Below are 22,950 nucleotides of genomic sequence, written 5' to 3' on the forward strand. Positions count from 1 at the left end.
ATCGCTTAGAAGACAATCGAAGGTGATGTCACTCGCATCCCCCGAGGTGCAGGAGAATGGCTGATGACGCCGCTCAGTCCCGCTGAGGGCCCGCGATGGGTCGCCGGGATGATGCCTCTGGCCGGAGTGGATCCGCTGGCCGGCGCGGGCAGCCTCGGCGTCCCTTCCGTGTACTGGGAGCGGCCGGTGGCATGCGAGGCGGTGGCGGGATGGGGTGAGGCGGGTGTCCTCGAAGCGCATGCACCGGGCGAGTTGCCGGCGGTGCTGGGCACGCTCGGACACGACAGCGTGCGGTGGCTGGACGCGCAGGCCCCTCAGTTGCCCGGTCCCTGGTTCGGCGGCATGCGCTTCAGTCCGACGCAGCCGGTGGACGGCGCGTGGCGCTCGCATGGACTGGCGCGCTGGACGCTGCCGGAGGTGCTGGTGTGGCGCGAGGGCAACGCGCTGGCGGTCGCGGTCTTCGCGCCGGAAGGGCCGGGCGCGGAGGACCTCGTGCGCTCGCGGCTGGAGCGCGTGCGGGCGTCCTTCCCTCCGGCCTACCGCCACCCGGTGGGCGAGCCGGTGGCGCTGCGCACGGCTTCGTCGCGGCCGGACTTCGAGGCGCTGGTGGACCGCGCGGTGAAGGCCATTGGCGCGGGCCAGCTGCACAAGGTGGTGCTGGCGCGGGCGCTGGAGGCGGAAGGGCCAGCGCCCTTCGACGTGGTGGATGTGCTGGCGCGGCTGCGCGAGCAGAACCCGCGCTGCGCGACGTTCCTCTTCCGCGCGCCGGACGGCACGGGCTTCCTGGGCGCGACGCCGGAGACGCTGTGCCGGGTGGACGGGCGGCGGTTGGAGACGGAAGCGCTCGCGGGGTCCGCGGCGCCGGGCGGCGCGGAGGCGCTGGACGCGAGCGACAAGGACCGGCGCGAGCATGACGCGGTGGTGCGCTACATCCTCCAGGCCCTGACGCCCGTGGCGGCGAGCGTGTCCGCGGACGCGCAGCCGTCGGTGCTCGCGCTGAAGAACGTGGTGCACCTGCGCACGGGCATCCGCGCGGAGCTGGCGGACGGGGTGGACACCGCGCGCGTCGTCACCGCGCTGCACCCCACACCGGCGGTGGGTGGCACGCCGCGCGAGCGTGCGCTGTCATTCCTGGTGGAGCACGAGTCGCTGGACCGGGGTTGGTACGCGGGGCCGGTGGGCTGGGTGGGCCCCGGACGCGCGCACCTGGTGGTGGCGTTGCGCTCCGCGCTGGTGCGCGGGGCGAAGGCCCGGCTCTTCGTGGGCGCGGGCATCGTCGCGGGATCCAGCGCGGAGTCCGAGTGGCGGGAGACGGAGATGAAGAGTCTGGCCATGTTGCGCGCGCTGGGGGGCCGGTGATGTCCCAGGACGCCAACCTGAACGTGCTGTGGTCGCGTGCGCTGCTGGAAGAGCTGGTGCGGGGCGGCGTGCGGCACGCGGTGGTGTGTCCGGGCTCCCGCTCGTCGGCGCTGGCGCTCGCGTGCGCGCACACGCCGGGCCTGCGCGTCTGGTCCGTCATCGACGAGCGGAGCGCGGGCTTCTTCGCGCTGGGCATGGCGAAGCAGTCGCGTCAGCCGGTGGTGCTGGTGGCGACGAGCGGCTCCGCGGGCGCGCACTTCTACCCGGCCGTCATCGAAGCGGCCATGGCCCAGGTGCCGCTGATCATCCTCACGGCGGACCGTCCGCTGGAGCTGCAGGGCTGGGGCGCGCCTCAGACGGTGCCCCAGGCTCGCTTCTACGGCGACTTCGCGCGGATGTTCGCGGACGTCGGGATGCCGGAGGCGAACAGCGCCACCCTCGCGCACCTGAGGGCCACGGCCGCCCGCGCGGTGAGCACCGCGTGCCGCGCTCCCCGGGGCGCCGTGCAGCTCAACGTGCCGTTCCGCGAACCGCTGGCGCCCATCCCGCAGGACTTCGGCGCGGAGAAGCTGTCGGTGCTCGCGAGGGAAGGGCGGACGGACGCGCCCATCACCCGCATCGCGCAGCCTTCGCGGGCCCCGGACGCGGAGGCGCTGGCCGCAGTGCGGGCCCGCATCGCCGCCACCGAACGCGGCGTCATCCTGTGTGGTCCCCGCGACGAGGACGACGGCTTCGCGGAGGCCATCTCCGCGCTGAGCCTGGCGACGGGCTACCCGGTGCTCGCGGAGGCCACGTCCCAGGCGCGCTACGGGGGCGGTCCGCTCACGGTGTCGCTCTACGACGCGCTCCTGCGCCATGAGCCGTTCACGCGGAGCCACACGCCGGAGCTGGTGCTGCGCTTCGGTGGAGGCCTGACACCCAAGTCGCCGCAGCAGTGGCTGGACGCCTCCGGCGCGGACATCACCGTCTTCAGCGACGAGGGCGCGCTGTACGACCCGATGCACCGGGCCACGCGGGTGGTGGAAGGCAGCGCGGTGCTCGCGTGCCGTGCACTGACGGAAGGACTGTCACGAGGCCCCGGCCGCTGGGCGCAGGACTTCGTGAACGCGGAGCGGATGGCCCGCAACGCGCTGGAGACGGCGCTCGGCGAACAGTCCGGCCTGCTGACCGAGCCCCGGCTGGCGCGCGAGGTGGTGGCGGCGCTGCCGGCGAACGCGCTCTTCTTCGTGTCCAGCAGCATGCCCATCCGCGCGGTGGATGCGTTCGCCCACGGCGGCGGCGTGCCGCTGCGCGTGCTGGCGAACCGGGGGGCCAACGGCATCGACGGCATCGTGTCCAGCGCGGCGGGCATGGCCGCGGCCGCCGGACGGCCCGCGGTGCTGCTGTCCGGCGACCTGGCGCTCCTGCACGACGTGGGCGGGCTCATCACGGCGGCGCGGGCGCGCGTGCCCCTGACCGTCGTGGTGGTGAACAACGACGGCGGCGGCATCTTCGCCTTCCTGCCGCTGGCGCAGGTGGCGAAGCCGGACGAGTTCGAGACCCTCTTCGGCACGCCTCATGGCGTGGACCTTTCGCACGCGGCGGCGCTCGCGGGCGCTCGCTTCGAGCGGCCCACGACGCCCGCGGCCCTGCGTGCGGCGGTGCGCACCGGGTTGGAGGGCGGCCTCCACCTGGTGGAGGTCCAGGTGGACCGGACCACCAACGTGGATGCGCACCGGCACCTCTTCGCGCGGATGGCCGCCGCACTGGGAGAAGGACCATGGGCGTGACGCTCGCTTATGACACCTGGGGCGAAGGCCCCCATACGCTCCTCGCGCTGCACGGCTTCACCGGCAGCGGCGCCTCGTTCGGACACCTGCGTCCGCTGCTTGGCCGCTCCGTTCGCATGGTGGCGGTGGACCTGCCCGGCCATGGCCGCACGCCACTGCCGGACAAGACAGGGCGCGACGGCTTCCTGGAGACGGTGGACGCGGTGGTCCAACTGGCGCGCGAGCTGGGCGGCCATGTGGATCTGCTCGGCTACTCTCAGGGGGCGCGGGTGGCGCTGGCTGCCGCGGTGCGCGCACCGGAGTGCTTCGGCCGGCTCATCATGGAGAGCGGCTCCCCGGGCCTGCACCGCCGCCAGGAGCGCTCCGAACGGCGTGAGGCGGACGCGAAGCTCGTGGACTTCCTCCGCACGAAGGGCGTGGACGCCTTCGTGGACCGGTGGGAGGCGCTGCCGCTCTTCGACGGGCTGCGCCGCCTGCCGGATCCGGAGCAGGTCTCACTGCGCGAGCGCCGCAAGGCGTGCACGGCGGAGGGGCTCGCCGGAGCGTTGGAGACGCTGGGCCTGGGCGTGCAGCCGGACTACTGGCCGGAGCTGCACCGTCAGCGGCTGCCCACGCTGCTGCTCACCGGGGAGCAGGACGTGAAGTTCACGACCCTGGCGCGGCGCATGGCGGCGGAGCTGCCGGTGGTGTGGCGTCGCGCGTTCGCCGGGGTCACGCATGCCCCGCACCTGGAGGCGCCGGAGGAGTACGTGCGCGAAGTGCTCTCGTTCCTCCAGACGCCCTGGTACGAAGCGCCGCAGTTCGAACCCGCCATCATGGCGCGAGAGGCGTCCCACTCGTGAGAACCCTGGCTACCAACCCCTCCGTCGAGGCTCCTCCGCGGCCCACGCTGAAGACGTGGCTGATGGCCGTGCGTCCCAAGACGCTGACGGCGGGCGCGGTGCCGGTGCTGGTCGCCACGGCGCTCGCGTATGGCAATGGCGTGGGCCGCCTGTTGCCCGCGCTCGCGGCGTTGCTGGGCGCGGTGCTGATCCAGATCGGCACCAACTTCATCAACGACTTCTACGACTTCAAAAAGGGCGCGGACACCGAGGAGCGCCTGGGACCCAAGCGGGTGACGCAGAGCGGGCTCATCGCGCCGGGCACGGTGCTGCTGGGCGGACTCGCGTGCTTCGCGCTGGCGACGCTGGTGGGCCTGTACCTGGTGGCGGTGGGTGGCTGGCCCATCGTGTTCATCGGGGTGGCGTCGCTGGTGTGCGGCTACGCGTACACGGGGGGCCCGTTTCCGCTGGCGTACCTCGGCCTGGGTGACCTGTTCGTGCTCATCTTCTTCGGCATCATCGCGGTGACCGGCACGTACTACGTGCAGGCCGGCTTCGTGGCGCCGGCGGCCTGGTGGGCGTCGGTGCCGGTGGGGGCCATCGGCACGTGCCTCATCGTGGTGAACAACCAGCGCGACGCGAGGACGGACGTGAAGGCCGGGAAGCGCACGATGGCGGTGCGCTTTGGCCAGGGCTTCGGCCGCGCGGAGTACGTGCTGCTGCTGGTGGCCTCCTACGTCACGCCGTTCGTTCTCTTCGCCAGGGGGTACGCGAGCGCCTGGGTCTTCCTTCCGCTCTTGAGCCTGCCGCTGGTGGTGCCGCCGCTGAAGCTGATGCTGAAGGCGGAGGGCGCGGCGCTCAACCCCGCGCTGGGTGGAACGGCGAAGCTACAGATGGTGTTCGGGTTGCTGTTCGCGGTCGGGCTGTACCTGCGCTGAAGGGGCATCATGCGCATCACCGACGCGACGCTCACGCCGCTGCACCTCACGCTGGCCCGGCCGCTGAAGACAGCCCGGGGCACCTACGCCACGCGCGAGGGTTTCCTCGTGCGGGTGAGGGACGAGGACGGCCGCGTGGGGCAGGGCGAGGCAATGCCGCTGCCGGAGTTCGGCACGGAGCCGCTGGCCATGACGCACACGGTGCTGCGCGCGTGGCTGAGCGCCCTCAAGGGTCAGTCGCTGGAGGACAGCATCGAGGGCATCGAAGCCACGCTCGTGCCGTCGGCCAGTGAGGAGTCGCGCCAGCGCGGTGCGCGGATCCGCCTCATTGACACCGGGGAGCCCGTTCCCGCCGCGCAGCACGGCCTGGAGCTGGCGCTGCTGGATCTGGTGGCCCAGCGCAAGGGTGTGCCCCTGTGCTGGCTGCTCGCGGAGGAGGCACGGCAGGAGGTCCTGGTGAACGCGCTGCTGGGCGCGGAGGACCCCGCGGCCCTGGCCGATGAAGCGCGAGCGGCGGTGGAGGAGGGCTACCAGACGCTGAAGGTGAAGGTCGCGGGCCGGTCGCTGGACGCGGATGAAGCCCGGGTGCGCGCCGTGCGCGACGCCGTGGGCCCTCGCGTGCGCCTGCGACTGGACGCGAACGGTGGCTGGTCGGAGCCCGAAGCCAACCGTGCCCTGGATCGGCTGGGCTGGTACGACCTGGAGCTCGTGGAGCAGCCCACGCCTCCCGAGGACCTCCAGGCCTTGTGGCGGGTACAGCGCCGCGCCCCCTGCCTCATCGCCGCGGACGAGACGCTGGCCACGCCCACGGCGGTGCGCACGCTCCTCACGATGGACCTGGGCGGCGGTCCGGCGGTGGGCGCGGTGGTGATCAAACCGATGGTGCTCGGTGGGCTGTTGCCCTCCATGGTGGTCGCGCTGCGAGCGGCCCACCTGGGCATGCACGCGTTCGTCACCAGCTCCATCGACGGCGTGGTGGCCCGCGCGGGCGCGGCGCACCTGGCGTCCGCGCTGCCGTCGGGAGAGCTGGCCTCCGGGCTCGCCGTGGGCCGGCTCTTCGCGGACGAGCCTCGGGATCATCCGTATCAACCCCACCGGGGACTCATCCGGTTGCGAGACCTGCCCGGCCTGGGGCTGAACCCGGACTTCATCCGGGACCGCTGAGCCCTGCGCTCCGGCAGCCCCACTGACGGAGACGCCAGCCCATGACCTACGACTGCCCCATCCGCGAAGGCGCGCGCCGGCATCCCGAAGCAGAAGCGCTGCGCTTCACCGGACAGACCTGGACCTTCCAGTCGCTGGACGAAGAGGTGGCGCGCTGGACCGAAGCGCTGGCCGCGCGCGGAATAGGGCAGGGGGACCGCGTGGCGCTGCTCTCCACGAGCCACCCGGCGGTGACCTTCCTCTTCTGGGCCCTGAGCCGCCTGGGCGCGGTGTTCGCGCCGCTCAACGCCCGGCTCACCCCGGCGGAGCTGCGCCCCTTGCTGGACGCCGTCGAGCCCCGGCTCACCCTGGCGCTCCATGCCCTGCGCGACCGGCTTCCCGAAGCGGAGTCCCTGGAGTCGTTCCCCCAAGGCGTTGCAGCGCGCCCCGAGCCCACCCGGGCCTGGGACGCGGACACGCCTCGGGTCATCCTCTTCACCAGCGGGACAACGGGAGTGCCCAAGGGGGCCGTGCTCACGGAAGGTGCCTTCCGTGCCTCGTGCCAGGCCTCCGCCGCGAACCTGGGCGCGCACGCCTCGCCGCGCTGGCTGGGCACGCTGCCCCTGTTCCACGTCGGCGGTCTGGCCATGCTCACGCGCACCGCGTACGAGGGCGGCTGCCTCCTCCTTCACGAGCGCTTCGACGCGGACGCGGTCAACCGCGCCATCGACACGGAGGGCGCGTCCCACGCCAGCTTCGTCGCCACCACGCTGGAGCGGGTCCTCGACGCAAGGCAGGACCGGACGCTGCCCGGCACCTTCCACTGCGCGCTGATCGGCGGAGGGCCCGTCCCCACGGCGCTGCTCACGCGGGCCCGCGCCGCGGGGCTCCCGGCCCTCCAGACCTACGGCCTCACCGAGGCCTGTTCCCAGGTCACCACCGAGCGCCCCGGTGAAGCGGATGGCCGCACCGCGGGGCCGCCCCTGCCGGGCTTGCAGGTCCGCATCGTCGGGACGGACGGCACGACGCTCGGTGAGGGACAGGAAGGCGACGTGGAGGTCCGGGGCCCTACGCTCATGGCCCGCTATTGGCGCCAGCGCGATGCCACGCGAGAGGCCTTCCACGACGGCTGGCTGCGGACGCGCGACGTAGGCGTCCTGGACGCGAAGGGCCGCCTCACCCTGCTGTCGCGCCGCACGGACCTCATCGTGCGGGGAGGGGAGAACCTCTATCCGGCGGAGATCGAAGCCGTCCTCGCCAACCACCCGGCCATCCTGGAGTCCGCCGTCGTTGGCGTGCCGGATCCGCACTGGGGAGAAGTCCCCGTGGCCTTCGTCGTCCTGCGTCCCGGCCACGCCCTGCCCGGAGACCTGGACGCGTGGTGCCGCCAGTCGCTCGCGCGCTTCAAGGTGCCGGGTTGGTTTGTTTCAATTGAAACCTTGCCGCGTAACGCCATGAGTAAGGTCGAGCGCTCCGTCCTCCGGAAACACGCCTTGTCTCATCCCCCGTATCAGCCAGGGTCCTAACAACCCTGATTTGTTGATGCGTGGGGTTCACAGGACTCGCTGAGAAGACCTGTCAGGTTGGGCTATAATATTCCACTGTGGGGGGATCCTGAGAGGAAGCTCACGGTGAGTACCGCAGTGGAAGCAGTGAAGGTGGAAGGGCAGTCCGAAGCACTCCACGTCGACGCGCATGGCAGCCGGGCCCCAGCCGCCATGAAGTGCCCCCATCTGGGCGCCCAGTACAACCCGTTCGCGGGGCCGCATGTCGAGGACCCGCATCCGTTCTACGCGCAGCTGAGACGGGACGCGCCCGTCAGCTACAACCCCATGCTGGGGATGTGGCTGGTGAGCCGTTACGACGACATCTGCCACGTGCTGAAGGATCCGGCGCGCTACTCGTCGGCGGACCTGGGCAACATGGGCTCGGTGCTGTCCCCGCAGACGCTCGCGGTGCTCGCCGAGGGCTATCCCCTGGCGGACAGCCTGATCAACTCGGATCCGCCCGCGCACACCCGGCTGCGCAAGCTGCTGGGACGTGGCTTCTCCGCCCAGCGCATCACCGCTCAGGAAGCCCCCATCCGCGCCGTCTCAGAGGAGCTCATCCGCGCCTTCGCGCAGCAGGGCCACGCGGACCTGGTGACGCAGTTCGCGTACCCGCTGCCCGTGCGGGTCATCCTGGGCATGGTGGGTGTTCCCCAGGAGGACATGGCGGACATCAAGCGCTGGTGCGACGACTTCTTCCGGATGATCTTCACCCGCGTCCCCGCGGAGGAACAGCCGCCGCTCGCGCGAAGCTGGGTCACCTTCCAGCACTACGTCGCCCGCCTCATCCGCGCCCGGACCGACGAGCCCCGCGACGACCTGATCAGCTACCTGGTCACCACCGACGCGGACGGCGAAGCGCTCACGCTGCCGGAGCTGATCATCGCCATCGCCGGAAGCATGCTGGCCGCGGGCCACGAAACCACGACGGCGCTGCTCGCCCAGTGCTGGAAGCAGGCGCTGCTCCAGCCCGGCCTCTGGCAGCGGCTGCGCGAGGATCGCTCGCTGGTGCCGCACCTCATCGAGGAGACGCTGCGCTTCGACTCGGTGGCGCACGGGATGATCCGCACCACGACGGAAGACGTGGAGCTCGCGGGCGTCGCGCTGCCCAAGGGCTCGCGGCTGCTCCTGCTCTACGCGTCCGGAAGCCGTGACCCCGCGCTGCTCGCGGACGGGGACCACTTCGACATCTCCCGGCACCACCCCACGCACCTGGGCTTCGGCCGGGGCATCCACTTCTGCATCGGGGCGCCGCTCGCGCGGCTGGAGGCCATCATCGCCACCAACCTGCTGCTGGATCTGCTCCCGGACCTGCGGCTGGAAGCGAACCCGGACTTCGGCATGACGCAGTCGCTGACCATCCGCTCCATCCAGCACCTGCGCGTGACGTGGACCCCCACCGGGGGCTGAAGCCACACCCAGGCTCCCGTCCCGCCCGTGGTGCCCCCACGGACGGGTCGGGTGCTTCAGCCGCGTCTCAGCACTCCGACGCGGGGTGTCCCCAGGGGTTGGTGCGCGGGTACTGGCGCAGCAGCGTGCACAGGCGGTGCGCGGCGACCATCGTGGCGGACGGCCGCGGCGGCTCGGCGTGCATCGCCGTCTGACCCAACCGGGCCGCCTGCAGTGCCAGCGCGTGCTGGACTTCGGGTGACCAGCGCTTGAATTCGAGCCATTCCATGAGCCTGCTCCTCGTTGAAGGAGCGGCCATTGAACCCCCTTCAAACCCGGAAATCACGACGCCCCGCGTTGGCCAGGGGCGTCAGTGACCTCCCGCTGACAACCCTCTCAGGCCTGCGAGGGATTGGCAGGTCGGCCGATGAGCATCATCAGGCCGAAGGGGTTCCCCGGATTGGTGAGCCGCTCGATCTCCCAGATGTAGTCGTCCGACAGGCCGTGGGTCAGCTCGCGCATCTCCTCCACGGAGTAGGTGCGCAGACAGGACACCACGCCGTCGAACGCCGCCGCGATGGGGATGAGCGGCACGAGGTAGGTGAGGGCGAGCCGGTCCGCGCGCACGGGGCGGATGAACGGCGTCGTCAGCGGCACGTTGATCAGCGCCGCCGCCGTCATCGCGATGGCCGGCCCGCGACGCTCCACCAGCTCCATGATGGCGATGCCCCGGCGCTGAGCGACCGCGTCCGCCAGCACCTTGCGCGCCATGTCCGGCGGCAGGTGGTGGAACGAGTTGCACATGATGCGGAAGCCCTTGAACGTCGCCGGCACCGCCGTGGCGTCCACCGGCGTCGTCACGTAGTCGATGCGCCCCGGGTTCGCCGCCTTCGCCTTCTCGAACGCGGAAATCTCCGGGTACAGGTCCGTCAGGAGCGCCGTCGCCTTGTAGCCCTCCTGCGTCTCCAGCATCTCCAGCAGCTTCGGCACCGGCCCCGCGCTGCCCGACGCCATGTCCAGGAGCTGCGTCTCACCCATTGCCGCCATCGCGCCCTTGAGCCGCTTCACGAACTCCGAATAGCGGTCGTCCGACAGGCTCCACACGTACGCCAGGAAGTCCGTCACCCCCCGGCGAAGCGCCTTCGGGAACCAGGGCTGATCCTCCAATTCAAAAAGTTGCAGTCTGGGCATAATCGCTGGGCGCTCCAAGGGGCTCAGGGGGGGGGTGACTCCGGCACTGTCGCCCAGTCCTGCGCCACGTACAAGGGGCGCCCCCCAGGGGCATACACACACATTCCTGCCGCTGCCGCGAAACTTTGAAGTGTTGCAGGAAAACACAGTCAGAAAACCAGACAGCGACCGTGCGTGATGTTCCGCACCGCAAGGTTTCCCAAGGGGTGCGTTTGATTATCAGGCGGTCGGATTGGCCAGCCCGGGTGATTTTGACTCGGGGGCCAGGCAGCCAGGATCTCGCTGCCACAGCGTATCCAGAGTGGGGTTGCCGGAGTTTATAGGTATTATTACTTACGACCGAGGGGGGCTTCGGTCGTCCGGTCGCACGCTTCAAAACGGATCAGTTCGCACACAACGGGAGGGAGTAATGGCTCCGGAATCTGTTGATGTGATCGTCGTCGGAAGCGGCCCGGTAGGGGCCATGGCGGCGAATCTGCTCGGGCAGTACGGCCTGCGCACCGTGGTCATTGAGAAGGAGACCACCCCGCACACCCAGTCCCGCGCCATCAACGCGGACGACGAAGCGCAGCGCATCTTCCAGGCCGCCGGTCTCACGGGCGAACTGGGGCCGGGCTTCCACCCGTGCTTGAAGATGACCTACGTGGATGACGAGATGCGGATGCTCGCCGAGGTGGACTTCACCAAGGTGGAGCGCCCCAACGGCCACCCCATCGGATCGCTCTTCAACCAGCCCCGCATGGAAGCCGCGCTGCACCGCGGCCTGGAGCGCTTCGCGCACGTCACCATGTGGCGCGGCCACGAAGTCGAGTCCTTCATGCAGGACGACGACGGCGTGTCGGTGCGCGTGAAGGACAACGTCAACGGCCGCACCGTGACGGTGCGCGCGCGCTACCTGCTGGCGTGTGACGGCGCCAAGAGCGGCATCCGCCGCCGGCTGGGCCTGAAGCTGGAGGGCACCACCGCGCTGGAGCACGCGCTGGCCGTCTCCGTGGAGACGGCGTCGTCCGCGCCGGACTTCACCTACTACCCCTGCGGCCCGGAGCGCGTGGGCATCGTGACGCGCACCGCGCACGACGAGATGCGCTTCGACACGGTGGTGAAGCCGGGGCAGGACCTGGAGTACGTGAAGAGCGCCGAGTACGTGCGCAGCATCATCGCCCCCTTCATCGATCCGGACTCCGTGAAGGTGAAGAGCGTCAACCTCTACGCCTACCACAGCCGCATGGCGGAGAAGTGGCGGGTGGGCCGGGTGTTCCTGCTCGGGGACGCGGCGCACCTGATGCCGCCGTTCCTGGGGCAGGGCCTGTGCTCCGGCCTGCGCGACGCGGCGAACCTCACCTGGAAGCTGGCGCACGTGCTGGGCGGCGCCGCGGACGCGTCGCTGCTGGACACCTACGAGGTGGAGCGCCGGCCGCACGCCGCGGAGATGATGCGCCTGTCGGATTCGCTGGGCTCGATGCTGGCGTCGGGCGGCCCCTTCATGGCCCGCGCGCGCAACGCCTTCATCAAGCTGCTGTACCACATGCCCGTCACCGGCCCGTTCATCCGCGAGTACAAGATGAAGCCGAACCTCTTCCACGCGGAAGGGTTCCTCTTCGGCGGCAAGCGCGGCAAGTCCAAGCAGGCCGCGGAAGGCGCCTTCTTCCCGCAGCCGCGCGTGGAGCACGGCGAGGAAGGGGAGCGCCCGCTTGATGACGTCATCGGCCACCGTTTCGCGGTGCTGACGCGGCCGGGTGCGCCCGCGGAGGTCCAGCAGGCCGCCAAGGCGATGGCGGAGGACATCGGCGGCGTGTGGCTGTCGGTGGCTCCGGCGGCACGCTCCGGCGCGGGCCGCTCCGGCGAGGTGGTGGACCTGGAGGGCAAGCTGGGCGAGTGGTTCGCCCAGCACGGCTCGGACCTGGTCGTCCTCCGCCCGGACCGCTACGTCTACGCGGCCACGAACCGCGCCAACGTCTCGCAGGTCCACGCGGCGCTGAAGGGGGCCGTCCGCCCGCTCACCCGTTGGGGCAGCCGCGGCTCACGCCGCGCGGCGCAGCTCGGCGCCTGAGACTTCAGGCGGCGGCGGACTGGAGCAACTGCTTCGCCTTCGCCATGCAGTCGCCGTAGAAGCGCAGGTAGATGTCCAGGGCACGGGCGCCCGTCTTCGCGATGGTCGCCGCGTGCTCGGGCTTCTGGCCCAGCAGCTTGTTGAGCATGACCTCGTTGAGCGCGGTGTGGCCCACGTCCAGCTCCACGTGCTCCTTGATGAACGACAGCGAGTTCATCACTTCCGGACCCAGCACGCGCTTGCACTGCTCGATGAGCCGGGGCGCGAACACCACCGACAGGTTCTCGATCTCGTACTCGATGGCGACCTGTGCGCCCGGCATGGGGCCGGCGATGGTGTCCTCGTGGATCTGCCGGTACTCCTGCATGGCCGGGGTGGGGGCCTGCGCCATCAGGGCCTCCGCGTCCAGCTTCGGGAAGCGGCGCGCGTTCCAGCCCGCCACCAGGTTCTTCGTGTCCTCCACCATCATCAGGTGGTGACCGGCCTCGTGCTTGGCGTGGGTGATGAGCTTCTCGCCCACGTCCGTCATCCCCGCCTTCACACAGGCCTCGCCAGCGCGGCGGATCCACCCGTCCACGGGCTCCGTCATGTAGACGCCCAGGGCACACAGCTGGATGAGGAAGGCCTCCAGCAGCGCGGGCTCCACGTTCGAATCCAGCAGCGTCGTCACGTGGGGACCGGTCGCCAGCAGGTGACGGACGTCGGTGACGTGGGGGAGGTACTGCTCTTCGACGAGGGGCTTGTTCATGGGGTGGGGGTCCTCAACGGGAGTGGGCACCACGGCGCCCGATGGTGAGTTCGCTGATGTGCTCGAGGAAGTCCGGGACGAGCTTGGAGGAGATGATCCACAGGTAGGGATCCGGCCCGTCGTGCAGACCGCACTCCTGCACGTAGTCGCCGCCCTCGTCCTCGCGCAGGTAGAGGAAGGAGGGGCGGTTGCGCGCGGCGTACCAGCGGCGGGCCGCGTCCAGCAGGGCGGAGTAGGCGCGCGTTCCATCGCCCAGCAGCGAGAACAGGCGCGTGTTGTCCAGCAGGCGGAAGAGGTTCGCGCCCAGCTGGCCCAGCTCCACCACGGCGGCGGCGCAGGGCACGCCATCGCGGCGGGCGACCAGGACGGTGCGCTCGCGCTCCATGCCGAAGCTCTTCCACTTCGCCGTCACGGGACCCATGTCCAGCCGGTCGCGCGTGAGGTCCAACGACTGCACGTAGCACTCGGGGAACTGCTGCGCGACGGTCGCGGCCAGCAGGCTCAGCTCGCCCGGGGTGGCGGGGCCCACCGTGTACGGGTGCACGCGGCCGGTCAGCTCGTGGCTGAAGGCCTTCATCTTCTGGATCTTCCGCGTGAAGGCCAGGCTCGAACCGGCCTGCATCTGCCGCTGCGCGTACTTCACGTGCGCCTTGTTGATCCACGGGTTGAGGGCCTCCACGTAGGCCACCACCCAGTGGAAGTCCGGGTCGCTCTGCGGGTGCTCGAAGGTGCGCAGGTAGAGGTCGCGCATGATGGCGCCCGCCTCCTTCAACCCCTCCGGCGGCTTGCCGGGCCGCTTCGCCACCTGGTGGCCCAGCCACGCGTGACGGTACGGCTTGGTGAAGGACAGGGTCGCTTCAATGCCGCGCTCGGACGGCCACACCGCGTTGCAGAACAGCTGCGGCACTTCCGCGGCGCGCTTCGCGAGCGACGCGAAGTTGTTCTTCAGCTCCTCGAACTCCTCCGGGGAGCTGCCACCCAGGCTGAAGAAGCCGGAGCGGTTGAACAGGTCCCACAGCTCTTCCACCAGGCCCTCGCTGGTGCGCGTGGCCGGGGACATCGTCTGGGACACGAAGCGCACCCAGCGCGCCTCGTCGGAAGAGTAGGGCAGCACGCTCAGGCCGCACAGCACGGTGCCGTCCGCGCGCAGGCCGCTGACGTAGCGGATCTCCCCGCGAACGCTCACCCGCTGACCGTCGCCCAGCTCCAGCTCGATGAGCGGCGGCAGGAGGCCGGGGAAGAGCAGGTCCTGCGGCTGGCAGCGCATGCACAGGCCGGAGAAGGACATGTCCAGCACCTCGCGGCGCAGCAGCCCCTGCTCCCGCCACAGCGGGTGGTGGAAGCGGGCGTGCACGCCCTCGGGGGCGGCGACGCGGCGGTGCCAGCGGTGACGGATGCGGAACAGCTGCGCGGGCAGGGCGGTGAAGAGACGGTCGCCCTCGCTGCGGCCCTCTTCCGCGCGCAGGCGGTACGCGGAGTTGTAGCCGATGACGTCGATGTCGTACGACGGCTCGCCGAAGTCCGGGGTGGAGTCCTCCGTGCGCCACTCCAGCTGACCGGTGGCGGAGTGGAAGCGCTCCAGCACCATGCGCACCACGCGGCCCTGGCGGCGCAGCACGCCCTTGTTCCCGGCCGCGCAGATGGCGGTGAAGATGGAGCGGATCCGCTCCGGATCATCAATGATGTCCTGCACGGGCAGCGCGGAGGCCGCCGGCACCGCCACACCCTGGCGCAGCGCATCCGACAGGAAGCCCAGGATCTGCCGGCCCTGCTCCATCGTCACGCCCACCAGCTGCAGTCCCACCGGCGCGTTCGGCACGTCCGAGTCCGTCCGGATGAAGGCACCATTGAGCGGGCCAATCGTGGTGCCGTTGCACGCCAGGTACACGGGGAAGGTGCGCGACTCGGCCGTGTCCGCCAGCGGCTGGCGGGGGGCCACCCACACCACCGTGGGGGACAGCCGCGTCACGTCACCCAGCACCGCGTCCGGCCGGCCCACCGAGCAGGTGATGGCCGTGGGGCCGGTGCCGTGCAGCGAATAGCCCGAGTCATCCAGGGCCGCTTCAGCAGGGGGAAGAGGAATCACGTTGCGCAGCGCATCGCCACTGCCGAATTCGATCGCATGCCTGAACTTCGAGGACGCCGGGATCCCTCCATCCATCGTCAGGACTCCCCTTCTGCGGGCAGCGGCACCATTGGTGGTCGGCGATGTTGCGAGCACAACACTTCCTCCCTGATTCACTGGAGACGCTGACGGCTCTTGATTCTGGGACCGCATCATGGGGATCTCGGCCGTAACAGTCAAATCGAATTTATATGCCGGGGCTGTTTTTCCGCCCCAAGAACTGACTCACCCCGGGTCGTGATTGACCGGCGGTATACGGGTTTTCCGAGGAGCAATACGGACCCAGCGTGCGCGTCTTTATCAGCAATGTGGCGCGGGGCTGTAACTCTCCTCACCAGGAAAGGTGGGGGAGACCCGGAGCTGTCAGGCGATGGACCGTGTCAGGGGTGGCCGTTATGGTCGGCGCTTCTGGGCACGGGGGAAGGGAGCCGCGAATGAGCGCAGCGCTGGATGTGAAGGGTTCGCCGGGGGACGCGGAAGCCTCCTTCAGCGGTCAGGGGCTGGAGCCCGTGGACTTCCCAGACGTCTTCCAGGTGGATGTGGCGGTGTCCGTGCGTGACGCGCTGGGGCTGCTCGGCGCGACGCGGCGGCTGCATGGAGTGCAGGTGGCGCTGGAGCTGCCGGAGGAGCCGGTGATGGCCCGGGTCAGCCGGCGCCGCCTGGAGCAGGTCCTCCTGTTGCTCGTCGCGCACGCGGCGGACGTGGCACCGCCGGAGGCTCCGGCCGTGCGGGTGGTGGTGGATCCACCGGACGACTTCGGGGACGTGGGGCCGCGCTTCCAGGTGGTGATGCCGGGCGTGAGCCTGTCCGAACGGGAGACGCGCTCGGTGGTGCTGTCGCCCCTGCGCGTGGGAAGCCCCCAGCGGCGGCTCGCGCGGGCGCGGGAGCTGGTGGACGCCATGGGCGGCGAGCTTGCGCTGGAGCGCCTGGACGCGGGGACGGCCGTGAGCGTCCAGCTGCCGGCGCCCGGGCTCGCGAGCTTCTAGCCCGCCGCCAAATCCGGAAAAACGATCCTGCTTCTGGACCATTGGCTGCGATAAGCGCGGCACACCCCGGGTGCGTCGGCCCTGGAGGGCGTGCGGCCAAACTCCTTGACGACCGGGGGCGGGTTCCGGACTATCCGCCGCCTCTCAAGACCCCGGTCTCAATCAGGAGTTTGCGTTCATGGCGCCTCCCGCTGGCGAGAAGATCACCCTGCAGAACGGCAAGCTGACCGTGCCGTCCAACCCGATCATCCCCTTCATCGAGGGCGACGGCACCGGCCGCGACATCTGGAAGGCCTCGCAGGCCGTGTTCGACGCGGCGGTGGAGAAGGCCTACGGCGGCAAGAAGAAGATCTCCTGGCTGGAGGTCCTCGCCGGCGAGAAGTCCTTCAAGCAGGTGAACAACTGGCTGCCGGACGAGACGATCGAGGCCTTCCGCACGTACCTGGTGGGCATCAAGGGCCCACTGACGACGCCGGTGGGCGGCGGTATCCGTTCGCTGAACGTGGCGCTGCGCCAGATGCTGGACCTGTACGTCTGCCTGCGGCCGGTGCGCTACTTCAAGGGCGTGCCCAGCCCGGTGAAGCAGCCGGACAAGGTGGACATGGTCATCTTCCGTGAGAACACGGAAGACATCTACGCGGGCATCGAGTTCGAGGCCGGCACGGAGGCCGCCAAGAAGTTCCAGACCTGGCTGCAGCAGGAGTTCCCCAAGGACGCGAAGAAGGTCCGCTTCCAGGAGAACGTCGGCTTCGGCATCAAGCCCGTGTCCCAGGAAGGCACGGAGCGCCTGGTGCGCGCCGCCATCCAGTACGCCGTGGACCTGAAGCGCAAGAGCGTGACCATCGTCCACAAGGGCAACATCATGAAGTACACCGAAGGCGCCTTCCGCAAGTGGGGCTACGACCTCGCGGCGAAGGAGTTCGGTGACAAGGTCTACACCTGGGATCAGTGGGAGGCGACCAAGGCCGCCAAGGGTGAAGACGCCGCCAACGCCGAGCAGAAGGCCGCGGTGTCCGCCGGGAAGATCATCATCAAGGACTCCATCGCGGACATCACCCTGCAGCAGGTGCTGACCCGTCCGGACGAGTTCGACGTCATCGCCACGCTGAACCTCAACGGCGACTATCTGTCGGACGCGCTCGCGGCGCAGGTGGGCGGCATCGGCATCGCGCCGGGCGGCAACATCAACTACGTCTCTGGCCACGCCATCTTCGAGGCCACCCACGGCACCGCGCCGAAGTACGCGGACCTGGACAAGGTGAACCCCGGCTCCGTCATCCTCTCTGGCGAGATGATGCTGCGCCACATGGGCTGGCACGAGGCCGCGGACCTGATCATCAAGGGCATGGACAAGGCCATCGCGGCGCGCACCGTGACGTACGACTTCGCGCGACTGATGAAGCTGGAGACGAAGGAGACCGTGTCCGAGGTGAAGTGCTCGGAGTTCGGTCAGGCCATCATCAAGCACATGTAGTCCCCACCCCAAAGCAGGAGGGCGAAACCATGGCTCACAAGAAGAAGAAGATCGGCCTCATCGGTGGCGGTCAGATCGGCGGCAACTTGGCGCTGCTGGCGGTCCAGAAGAACCTGGGCGACGTGGTGCTCTACGACATCCCGGCGGCCGAGGGTCTGGTCAAGGGCAAGGCCCTGGACATCAACCAGCTGTCCGCGGTGGACGGCTACGACTGCCGCGTCACCGGTTCCACGGACTGGAAGGACGTCGCGGGCTCGGACGTGATCATCATCACGGCCGGCGTGCCCCGGAAGCCGGGCATGTCCCGCGAGGACCTGCTCGAGGTCAACCTCAAGATCATGAAGGACGTGGCGGGCAACATCAAGCAGCACGCCCCGGACGCCTTCGTCATCAACGTGGCCAACCCGCTGGACGCGATGGTGTTCGCGCTCCACAAGATCGCCGGCCTGAAGGACAACATGGTCGTGGGCATGGCGGGCGTGCTGGACACCAGCCGCTTCAAGTGCTTCGTGGCCGAGGCCCTGGGCTGCTCCATCCGTGACGTGGAGGCGCTCGTCCTCGGCGGCCACGGCGACGACATGGTTCCGCTCGTGCGCCACAGCACCGTGGGCGGCGTGCCCCTGACCCAGCTCATCGCCAAGGACAAGCTGGACGCCATCATCGACCGCACCCGCAAGGGCGGCGCGGAGCTGGTGGGCCTGTACAAGACGGGCAGCGCCTACTTCGCCCCGGCCTCCTCCTCCATCGCCATGGCGGAGAGCTTCCTCTTCGACCGCAAGCGCGTGCTGCCGGCCGCCGCCCTGCTCAAGGGCCAGTACGGCATCAACGACTTCTTCTTCGGCGTCCCCGTGCAGATCGGCGCGGGCGGTGTGGAGAAGATCATCACCGTCGAGCTGAACGACGCGGAGAAGGCGGAGATGAACAAGTCCTTCACCTCCGTGAAGGGCACCGTCGAGCTCGTGAAGCTGTAATCCGGCCGTCGGCCGGGCCCGCCGGAGTGCTGCTGGCGGGCCCTGCCTGATGCCGTGAATGATCCGGGCTTATCCTCCGGGCCACCGTCGTTGCGGCGGTATTTTTCCAAGTTAACTAGCGTGTTGGACTCGCACTGGATTCCGGGAGCGGGGCTCGTGTCGCGAAGCAGGACTTCAGCGGCCCCCCGTGAAGGCACCCCCCCGGGCATCCCGTGGTCAAGGAGACGATGATGGCGGCAGCAGCGCGATTCACGGTGGTGGGCGGCGGTCTCGCCGGGCTGATGACGACGATCAAGCTGGCGGAGGCGGGTCACCAGGTGGACGTGCTCTCGCTCGTCCCGGTCAAACGCTCGCACTCCGTCTGTGCCCAGGGCGGCATCAACGGCGCGGTGAACACGAAGGGTGAGGGTGACCACCCGGACATCCACGTGAAGGACACGCTGCGCGGCGGCGACTTCCTCGCGGAGCAGGTCTCCGTGAAGGGCATGTGCTACGCGGCGCCCGGCATCATCTACCTGCTGGACCGCATGGGCGTGACGTTCAACCGCACGCCGGAAGGCCTGCTGGACTTCCGCCGCTTCGGCGGCACCCTGCACAACCGCACCGCGTTCGCGGGCGCCACCACCGGCCAGCAGCTGCTCTACGCGCTGGACGAGCAGGTGCGCCGCTACGAGGCGGAGGGCAAGGTCACCAAGTACGAGTACTGGGAGTGGCTGGGCACGGTGAAGGACGAGTCCGGCCGCTGCATCGGCAGCGTGGCCATGGACCTGCGCACCATGGAGATCCGCACCTTCCCGGCGGAGGCGGTGTGCCTGGCGACGGGCGGCCCCGGCATCGTCTTCGGGCGCTCCACCAACTCCATCATCAACACCGGCACCGCCGCGGGCCGCGCGTACATGGAAGGCGCGCTGTACGCCAACGGCGAGTTCATCCAGGTGCACCCCACCTCCATCCCGGGCGAGGACAAGCTGCGCCTGATGAGCGAGTCCGTGCGCGGCGAGGGCGGCCGCGTCTGGGTGCCCAGGAAGAAGGGCGACACGCGCAACCCCCGGGAGATCCCGGAGAGCGAGCGCTGGTACTTCCTGGAGGAGAAGTACCCCAAGTACAAGAACCTGGTGCCGCGCGACGTGGCGACCCGGGAGATCTTCATGGTCTGCCGCGACCTGGGCATGGGCCTGGGCGGGCGCGACGGCGTGTACCTGGACGTGACGCACATCCCGGCCAAGACGCTCGACGCGAAGATCAAGGGCGTCATGGAGATCTACGAGAAGTTCGTCGGAGATGATCCGCGCCACACGCCCATGGTCATCTTCCCGGGCATGCACTACTCGATGGGCGGCCTGCACGTCTCCTTCGAGGCCGACCCGCGCACGCAGACCCCGGTGGACGGCAGCCCGGTGAACCAGAGCACGCGCATCCCGGGCCTGTACGCGGCCGGCGAGGCGGACTACGCCTTCCACGGCGCGAACCGCCTGGGTGCCAACTCGCTGTTGTCCTGCATCTACTCCGGCATGATTGGCGGCCCGGCGATGGCGTCCTTCGCCAAGAACCAGACGACCAGCGCCGCGGCGATGCCGGAGAAGTACTTCGCGGACGCGAAGAAGTACTGGCAGGACCGCTTCGCCACCATCAAGCAGATGAACGGCGCGGAGAACCCGTACCAGCTCGCCAAGGAGCTGGGCGACGTGATGACGGAGAACTGCACCGTGGTGCGCTACAACGACCGCCTGAAGAAGACGGTGGAGCGCATCCGCGAACTGAAGCAGCGCTGGAACAGCGTCAACGTGCTGGACACGGGCGTCGTCGCCAACCGCGCGCTCTCCTACACCAACCAGCTGTGGAACATGCTGGAGCTGGGCGAGGTCATCGCCACCAGCGCGCTCCTGCGCGACGAGAGCCGCGGCGCCCACTACAAGCCGGACTTCTCCCTGCCGGAGCCCAAGTCGAAGGACCCCCGCGAGGATCCGTCGTGGATGGACCAGTGGCGCGCGCGCCACGAGAAGTGGGCCAAGACGACCATCGCCACCTACGCCAGCCAGGGCCCGCAGATCTCCTACCAGGACCTGCCCACGCCCGTGCTGGATCCCGAGCCGCGCTGGTACGCGTAGGGCGTTCGTTTCTTTCCGGGCTCGCGCGCATCCAGGCGCGGGTTTCCGCCACCTGATTTGGCAGTGAAGGGAAGGGCAGCCGCACCATGGACACCGCACAGGCCAGCGCCGTCAGCTCGAAGACCATCACCTTCCGCATCTGGCGCCAGGATGATCCGAACAAGCCGGGTCACTTCGACGAGTTCAAGGTTCCCTATGCGAAGGGCGCCAACGTCATCTCCTGTCTGATGGAGATCCAGCGCAACCCCGTCACCGTGGAGGGCAAGAAGGTGGCCCCCGTGGTGTGGGATGCCGCCTGCCTCGAAGAGGTGTGTGGCAGCTGCGCCATGAACATCAACGGCCGGGTCCGCATGGCCTGCTCCGCCCTGGTGGACAAGCTCGAGCAGCCCATCACCCTGGAGCCGATGAAGAAGTTCCCGGTGGTGCGCGACCTCACCGTGGACCGCGACCGCATGTTCGAGTCGCTCAAGCGCGTGAAGGGGTGGATCCCCGTCGACGGCACGTACAACCTGGGCCCCGGCCCGCGCCAGTCGCAGAAGGACCACTCCGTGATGTACGTGCTGTCCACGTGCATCACCTGCGGCAGCTGCCTGGAGGCGTGCCCCCAGGTGACGCTGGACAACGACTTCATCGGCGCCGCGCCCATCAGCCAGGCCCGCCTGTTCAACATGCACCCCACGGGCAAGCTGAACGCGGAGGAGCGCACGCGCGCCCTCATGGGCCCCGGCGGCATCCAGGACTGCGGCAAGGCGCAGAACTGCGTGAAGGTCTGCCCGAAGGAGATCCCCCTCACCACCTCCATCGCGGTGATGAACCGCGAGGTGAGCAAGCTGATGATCAAGGACATCTTCTTCAAGGAAGAGGAGCAGAAGGCGTCCAGCGGCCCGGGGTAGTCCTTCCCGCACGCCGTCCTGGCTTCCTCGCGGCCCCGTGCCAGCGTCCCCTTCGAGCGGGGCGCCGGGCGGGGCCGTGTCCGTTGGGATGAAGGCCGCCTCATCCACCCGGACACCGGGTGTTATCCCGGCGGACGGGGCCTGTGTCCCGCCGCGACGCTGGAGGCCAAACGGCCTTGCCATCCGTCGTTTTCTGCGCAATGAGGGCCCGCGTTGACGCCCCGTGTAGGGGCTGTCCTCGTCTCCCCTCGTCCCACCCGGAGATTCGATGAAGATCCACGAGTACCAGGGCAAGGAACTCTTCCGGAAGTATGGCGTGCCCACGCCGCGCGGCATCCTCGCGCTCAATCCCGATGAGGCGGAGGCCGCGGCGAAGGAGTTGGCCACGCCCGTCGTCGTCGTGAAGGCGCAGATCCACGCGGGTGGCCGCGGCAAGGGCGGCGGCGTGAAGCTGGCCAAGAGCCCCGCGGAGGCCAAGACGCTCACCCAGCAGATGCTGGGCATGATGCTCAAGACCATCCAGACCGGCCCGGAAGGGCAGAAGGTCAACAAGGTCTACATCGAAGAGGGCCTGGACATCGGTCAGGAGCTGTACCTGGGCGTGACGCTCGACCGCGCCACCAGCCGCATCACCTTCATGGCGTCCACCGAGGGCGGCGTGGAGATTGAAGAAGTGGCGGAGAAGCACCCGGAGAAGATCCTCCGCGCCGTCGTGGACCCCGCGGTGGGCTTCGCGGACTTCCAGGGCCGCGAGCTGGCCTTCGGGCTGGGCCTGACGGGCCCCACGGTGAGCAAGTTCGTCCAGTTCTGCGCCGCGCTCTACAAGATGTACGTGGAGACGGACGCGGCCCTCGTGGAGATCAACCCGCTGGTCATCCGCAAGAGCGGCGGCGTGGTGGCGCTCGACGCGAAGGTGACCTTCGACGAGAACGCGCTCTACCGGCACAAGGAACTCCTGGAGTACCGCGACGTGGCGGAAGAGGAGCCCCGCGAGACGCAGGCCAAGGAGCACGACCTGGCCTACATCGCGCTGGACGGCAACATCGGCTGCATGGTGAACGGCGCGGGTCTGGCCATGGCCACCATGGACACCATCAAGCTGGTGGGCGGCGCTCCGGCCAACTTCCTGGACGTGGGCGGCGGCGCGAGCAAGGAGAAGGTGACGGCGGCCTTCAAGCTCATCCTCGCGGATCCGCAGGTCAAGGCGGTGCTCGTCAACATCTTCGGCGGCATCATGAAGTGTGACGTCATCGCGGAAGGCATCATCGCGGCGGCGAAGGAAGTGCAGCTGAAGATCCCGCTCGTCGTGCGCCTGGAAGGCACCAACGTGGAGCAGGGCAAGGAGTTGCTCCGCAACTCGGGCCTCGCCATCACCCCCGCGGACAACCTGCGCCAGGCGGCCGAGAAGGCCGTGGCGGCCATCAAGTAGGGCCTTCGC

18 protein-coding genes are annotated in these 22,950 nt (G+C 69.4%); 14 read left to right on the plus strand and 4 right to left on the minus strand.

The window, feature by feature from the left end:
* The first annotated feature begins 63 nt into the window (after positions 1 to 63).
* From D7W81_RS01095 to D7W81_RS01125, 7 genes are all read left to right on the plus strand, one after another.
* The gene (locus D7W81_RS01095) at positions 64 to 1,359 is read left to right on the plus strand and encodes an isochorismate synthase (protein WP_120553424.1); all 1,296 of its coding nucleotides are present in this window, start codon (positions 64 to 66) and stop codon (positions 1,357 to 1,359) included.
* Positions 1,359 to 3,128: a 2-succinyl-5-enolpyruvyl-6-hydroxy-3-cyclohexene-1-carboxylic-acid synthase gene (gene menD / locus D7W81_RS01100; RefSeq protein ID WP_120553455.1), complete on the plus strand. Its 1,770-nt coding sequence runs from the start codon at positions 1,359 to 1,361 to the stop codon at positions 3,126 to 3,128. The genes D7W81_RS01095 and menD overlap by 1 nt, the downstream gene beginning before the upstream one ends.
* Positions 3,119 to 3,970, plus strand: coding sequence for a 2-succinyl-6-hydroxy-2,4-cyclohexadiene-1-carboxylate synthase (gene menH / locus D7W81_RS01105; RefSeq protein ID WP_120553425.1), 852 nt, complete (start codon positions 3,119 to 3,121; stop codon positions 3,968 to 3,970). The genes menD and menH overlap by 10 nt, the downstream gene beginning before the upstream one ends.
* Entirely contained in the window at positions 3,967 to 4,887 is a 921-nt protein-coding gene (locus D7W81_RS01110) for a 1,4-dihydroxy-2-naphthoate polyprenyltransferase (protein ID WP_120553426.1), read from the plus strand. Before menH ends, D7W81_RS01110 begins: the two co-directional genes overlap by 4 nt.
* Before the next feature lie 9 nt (positions 4,888 to 4,896).
* On the plus strand, positions 4,897 to 6,051 hold the full coding sequence (gene menC / locus D7W81_RS01115) for an o-succinylbenzoate synthase (protein WP_120553427.1): 1,155 nt from the start codon (positions 4,897 to 4,899) through the stop codon (positions 6,049 to 6,051).
* A gap of 41 nt (positions 6,052 to 6,092) precedes the next feature.
* Positions 6,093 to 7,556 (plus strand): o-succinylbenzoate--CoA ligase, encoded by a 1,464-nt coding sequence (menE, locus tag D7W81_RS01120; protein WP_120553428.1) that lies wholly within the window; start codon positions 6,093 to 6,095, stop codon positions 7,554 to 7,556.
* Positions 7,557 to 7,661: 105 nt separating this feature from the next.
* A complete protein-coding gene (locus D7W81_RS01125) occupies positions 7,662 to 8,987 on the plus strand; it encodes a cytochrome P450 (RefSeq protein ID WP_120553429.1) in 1,326 nt (441 codons plus the stop codon).
* Positions 8,988 to 9,054: 67 nt separating this feature from the next.
* On the opposite strand, the gene D7W81_RS01130 is transcribed toward D7W81_RS01125, so the two are convergent.
* Together D7W81_RS01130 and D7W81_RS01135 are read right to left on the minus strand one after the other, a co-directional pair.
* Positions 9,055 to 9,255 carry a hypothetical protein gene (locus D7W81_RS01130; protein WP_120525317.1) on the minus strand — a complete coding sequence of 67 codons (201 nt, stop codon included), beginning with the start codon at positions 9,253 to 9,255 and terminating at the stop codon, positions 9,055 to 9,057.
* 107 nt (positions 9,256 to 9,362) lie between these two features.
* Complete coding sequence (locus D7W81_RS01135; RefSeq protein ID WP_147445302.1) at positions 9,363 to 10,157, minus strand: class I SAM-dependent methyltransferase; 795 nt, start codon at positions 10,155 to 10,157, stop codon at positions 9,363 to 9,365.
* Between the two features lie 409 nt (positions 10,158 to 10,566).
* On the opposite strand from D7W81_RS01135, the gene mhpA reads away from it, so the two are divergent.
* Positions 10,567 to 12,207 (plus strand): bifunctional 3-(3-hydroxy-phenyl)propionate/3-hydroxycinnamic acid hydroxylase MhpA, encoded by a 1,641-nt coding sequence (gene mhpA, locus D7W81_RS01140; RefSeq protein ID WP_120553431.1) that lies wholly within the window; start codon positions 10,567 to 10,569, stop codon positions 12,205 to 12,207.
* Positions 12,208 to 12,211: 4 nt separating this feature from the next.
* On the opposite strand, the gene D7W81_RS01145 is transcribed toward mhpA, so the two are convergent.
* Both D7W81_RS01145 and D7W81_RS01150 read right to left on the minus strand, forming a co-directional pair.
* A complete protein-coding gene (locus tag D7W81_RS01145) occupies positions 12,212 to 12,955 on the minus strand; it encodes an iron-containing redox enzyme family protein (RefSeq protein WP_120553432.1) in 744 nt (247 codons plus the stop codon).
* Between the two features lie 13 nt (positions 12,956 to 12,968).
* Positions 12,969 to 15,116, minus strand: coding sequence for a hypothetical protein (locus D7W81_RS01150; RefSeq protein ID WP_208721111.1), 2,148 nt, complete (start codon positions 15,114 to 15,116; stop codon positions 12,969 to 12,971).
* A 398-nt stretch (positions 15,117 to 15,514) separates the two neighbouring features.
* Between D7W81_RS01150 and D7W81_RS01155 the strand changes: the two genes are divergently transcribed.
* From D7W81_RS01155 to sucC, 6 genes are all read left to right on the plus strand, one after another.
* A complete protein-coding gene (locus D7W81_RS01155) occupies positions 15,515 to 16,066 on the plus strand; it encodes a histidine kinase (protein ID WP_120553434.1) in 552 nt (183 codons plus the stop codon).
* Between the two features lie 178 nt (positions 16,067 to 16,244).
* Positions 16,245 to 17,540 (plus strand): NADP-dependent isocitrate dehydrogenase, encoded by a 1,296-nt coding sequence (gene icd, locus D7W81_RS01160; RefSeq protein WP_120553435.1) that lies wholly within the window; start codon positions 16,245 to 16,247, stop codon positions 17,538 to 17,540.
* 29 nt (positions 17,541 to 17,569) lie between these two features.
* Positions 17,570 to 18,511, plus strand: coding sequence for a malate dehydrogenase (gene mdh, locus D7W81_RS01165; RefSeq protein ID WP_120553436.1), 942 nt, complete (start codon positions 17,570 to 17,572; stop codon positions 18,509 to 18,511).
* A 230-nt stretch (positions 18,512 to 18,741) separates the two neighbouring features.
* Positions 18,742 to 20,619: a succinate dehydrogenase flavoprotein subunit gene (gene sdhA, locus D7W81_RS01170; RefSeq protein WP_120553456.1), complete on the plus strand. Its 1,878-nt coding sequence runs from the start codon at positions 18,742 to 18,744 to the stop codon at positions 20,617 to 20,619.
* Positions 20,620 to 20,705: 86 nt separating this feature from the next.
* A complete protein-coding gene (gene sdhB, locus D7W81_RS01175; RefSeq protein ID WP_120553437.1) occupies positions 20,706 to 21,512 on the plus strand; it encodes a succinate dehydrogenase iron-sulfur subunit in 807 nt (268 codons plus the stop codon).
* A 268-nt stretch (positions 21,513 to 21,780) separates the two neighbouring features.
* Complete coding sequence (gene sucC, locus D7W81_RS01180; RefSeq protein WP_120553438.1) at positions 21,781 to 22,941, plus strand: ADP-forming succinate--CoA ligase subunit beta; 1,161 nt, start codon at positions 21,781 to 21,783, stop codon at positions 22,939 to 22,941.
* The last annotated feature ends 9 nt before the right edge of the window (positions 22,942 to 22,950 follow it).

This window comes from Corallococcus aberystwythensis, assembly GCF_003612165.1.
GTDB classification, from domain to species: Bacteria; Myxococcota; Myxococcia; order Myxococcales; family Myxococcaceae; genus Corallococcus; species Corallococcus aberystwythensis.

Coding starts and splice junctions, on each gene's coding strand:
- D7W81_RS01095 (WP_120553424.1), top strand. CDS start 64: ATGACGCCGCTCAGTCCCGCTGAGGGCCCGCGATGGGTCGCCGGGATG.
- menD (WP_120553455.1), top strand. CDS start 1,359: ATGTCCCAGGACGCCAACCTGAACGTGCTGTGGTCGCGTGCGCTGCTG.
- menH (WP_120553425.1), top strand. CDS start 3,119: ATGGGCGTGACGCTCGCTTATGACACCTGGGGCGAAGGCCCCCATACG.
- menC (WP_120553427.1), top strand. CDS start 4,897: ATGCGCATCACCGACGCGACGCTCACGCCGCTGCACCTCACGCTGGCC.
- menE (WP_120553428.1), top strand. CDS start 6,093: ATGACCTACGACTGCCCCATCCGCGAAGGCGCGCGCCGGCATCCCGAA.
- D7W81_RS01130 (WP_120525317.1), bottom strand. CDS start 9,255: ATGGAATGGCTCGAATTCAAGCGCTGGTCACCCGAAGTCCAGCACGCG.
- D7W81_RS01135 (WP_147445302.1), bottom strand. CDS start 10,157: ATGCCCAGACTGCAACTTTTTGAATTGGAGGATCAGCCCTGGTTCCCG.
- mhpA (WP_120553431.1), top strand. CDS start 10,567: ATGGCTCCGGAATCTGTTGATGTGATCGTCGTCGGAAGCGGCCCGGTA.
- D7W81_RS01145 (WP_120553432.1), bottom strand. CDS start 12,955: ATGAACAAGCCCCTCGTCGAAGAGCAGTACCTCCCCCACGTCACCGAC.
- D7W81_RS01150 (WP_208721111.1), bottom strand. CDS start 15,116: ATGGATGGAGGGATCCCGGCGTCCTCGAAGTTCAGGCATGCGATCGAA.
- D7W81_RS01155 (WP_120553434.1), top strand. CDS start 15,515: ATGAGCGCAGCGCTGGATGTGAAGGGTTCGCCGGGGGACGCGGAAGCC.
- icd (WP_120553435.1), top strand. CDS start 16,245: ATGGCGCCTCCCGCTGGCGAGAAGATCACCCTGCAGAACGGCAAGCTG.
- mdh (WP_120553436.1), top strand. CDS start 17,570: ATGGCTCACAAGAAGAAGAAGATCGGCCTCATCGGTGGCGGTCAGATC.
- sdhA (WP_120553456.1), top strand. CDS start 18,742: ATGGCGGCAGCAGCGCGATTCACGGTGGTGGGCGGCGGTCTCGCCGGG.
- sdhB (WP_120553437.1), top strand. CDS start 20,706: ATGGACACCGCACAGGCCAGCGCCGTCAGCTCGAAGACCATCACCTTC.
- sucC (WP_120553438.1), top strand. CDS start 21,781: ATGAAGATCCACGAGTACCAGGGCAAGGAACTCTTCCGGAAGTATGGC.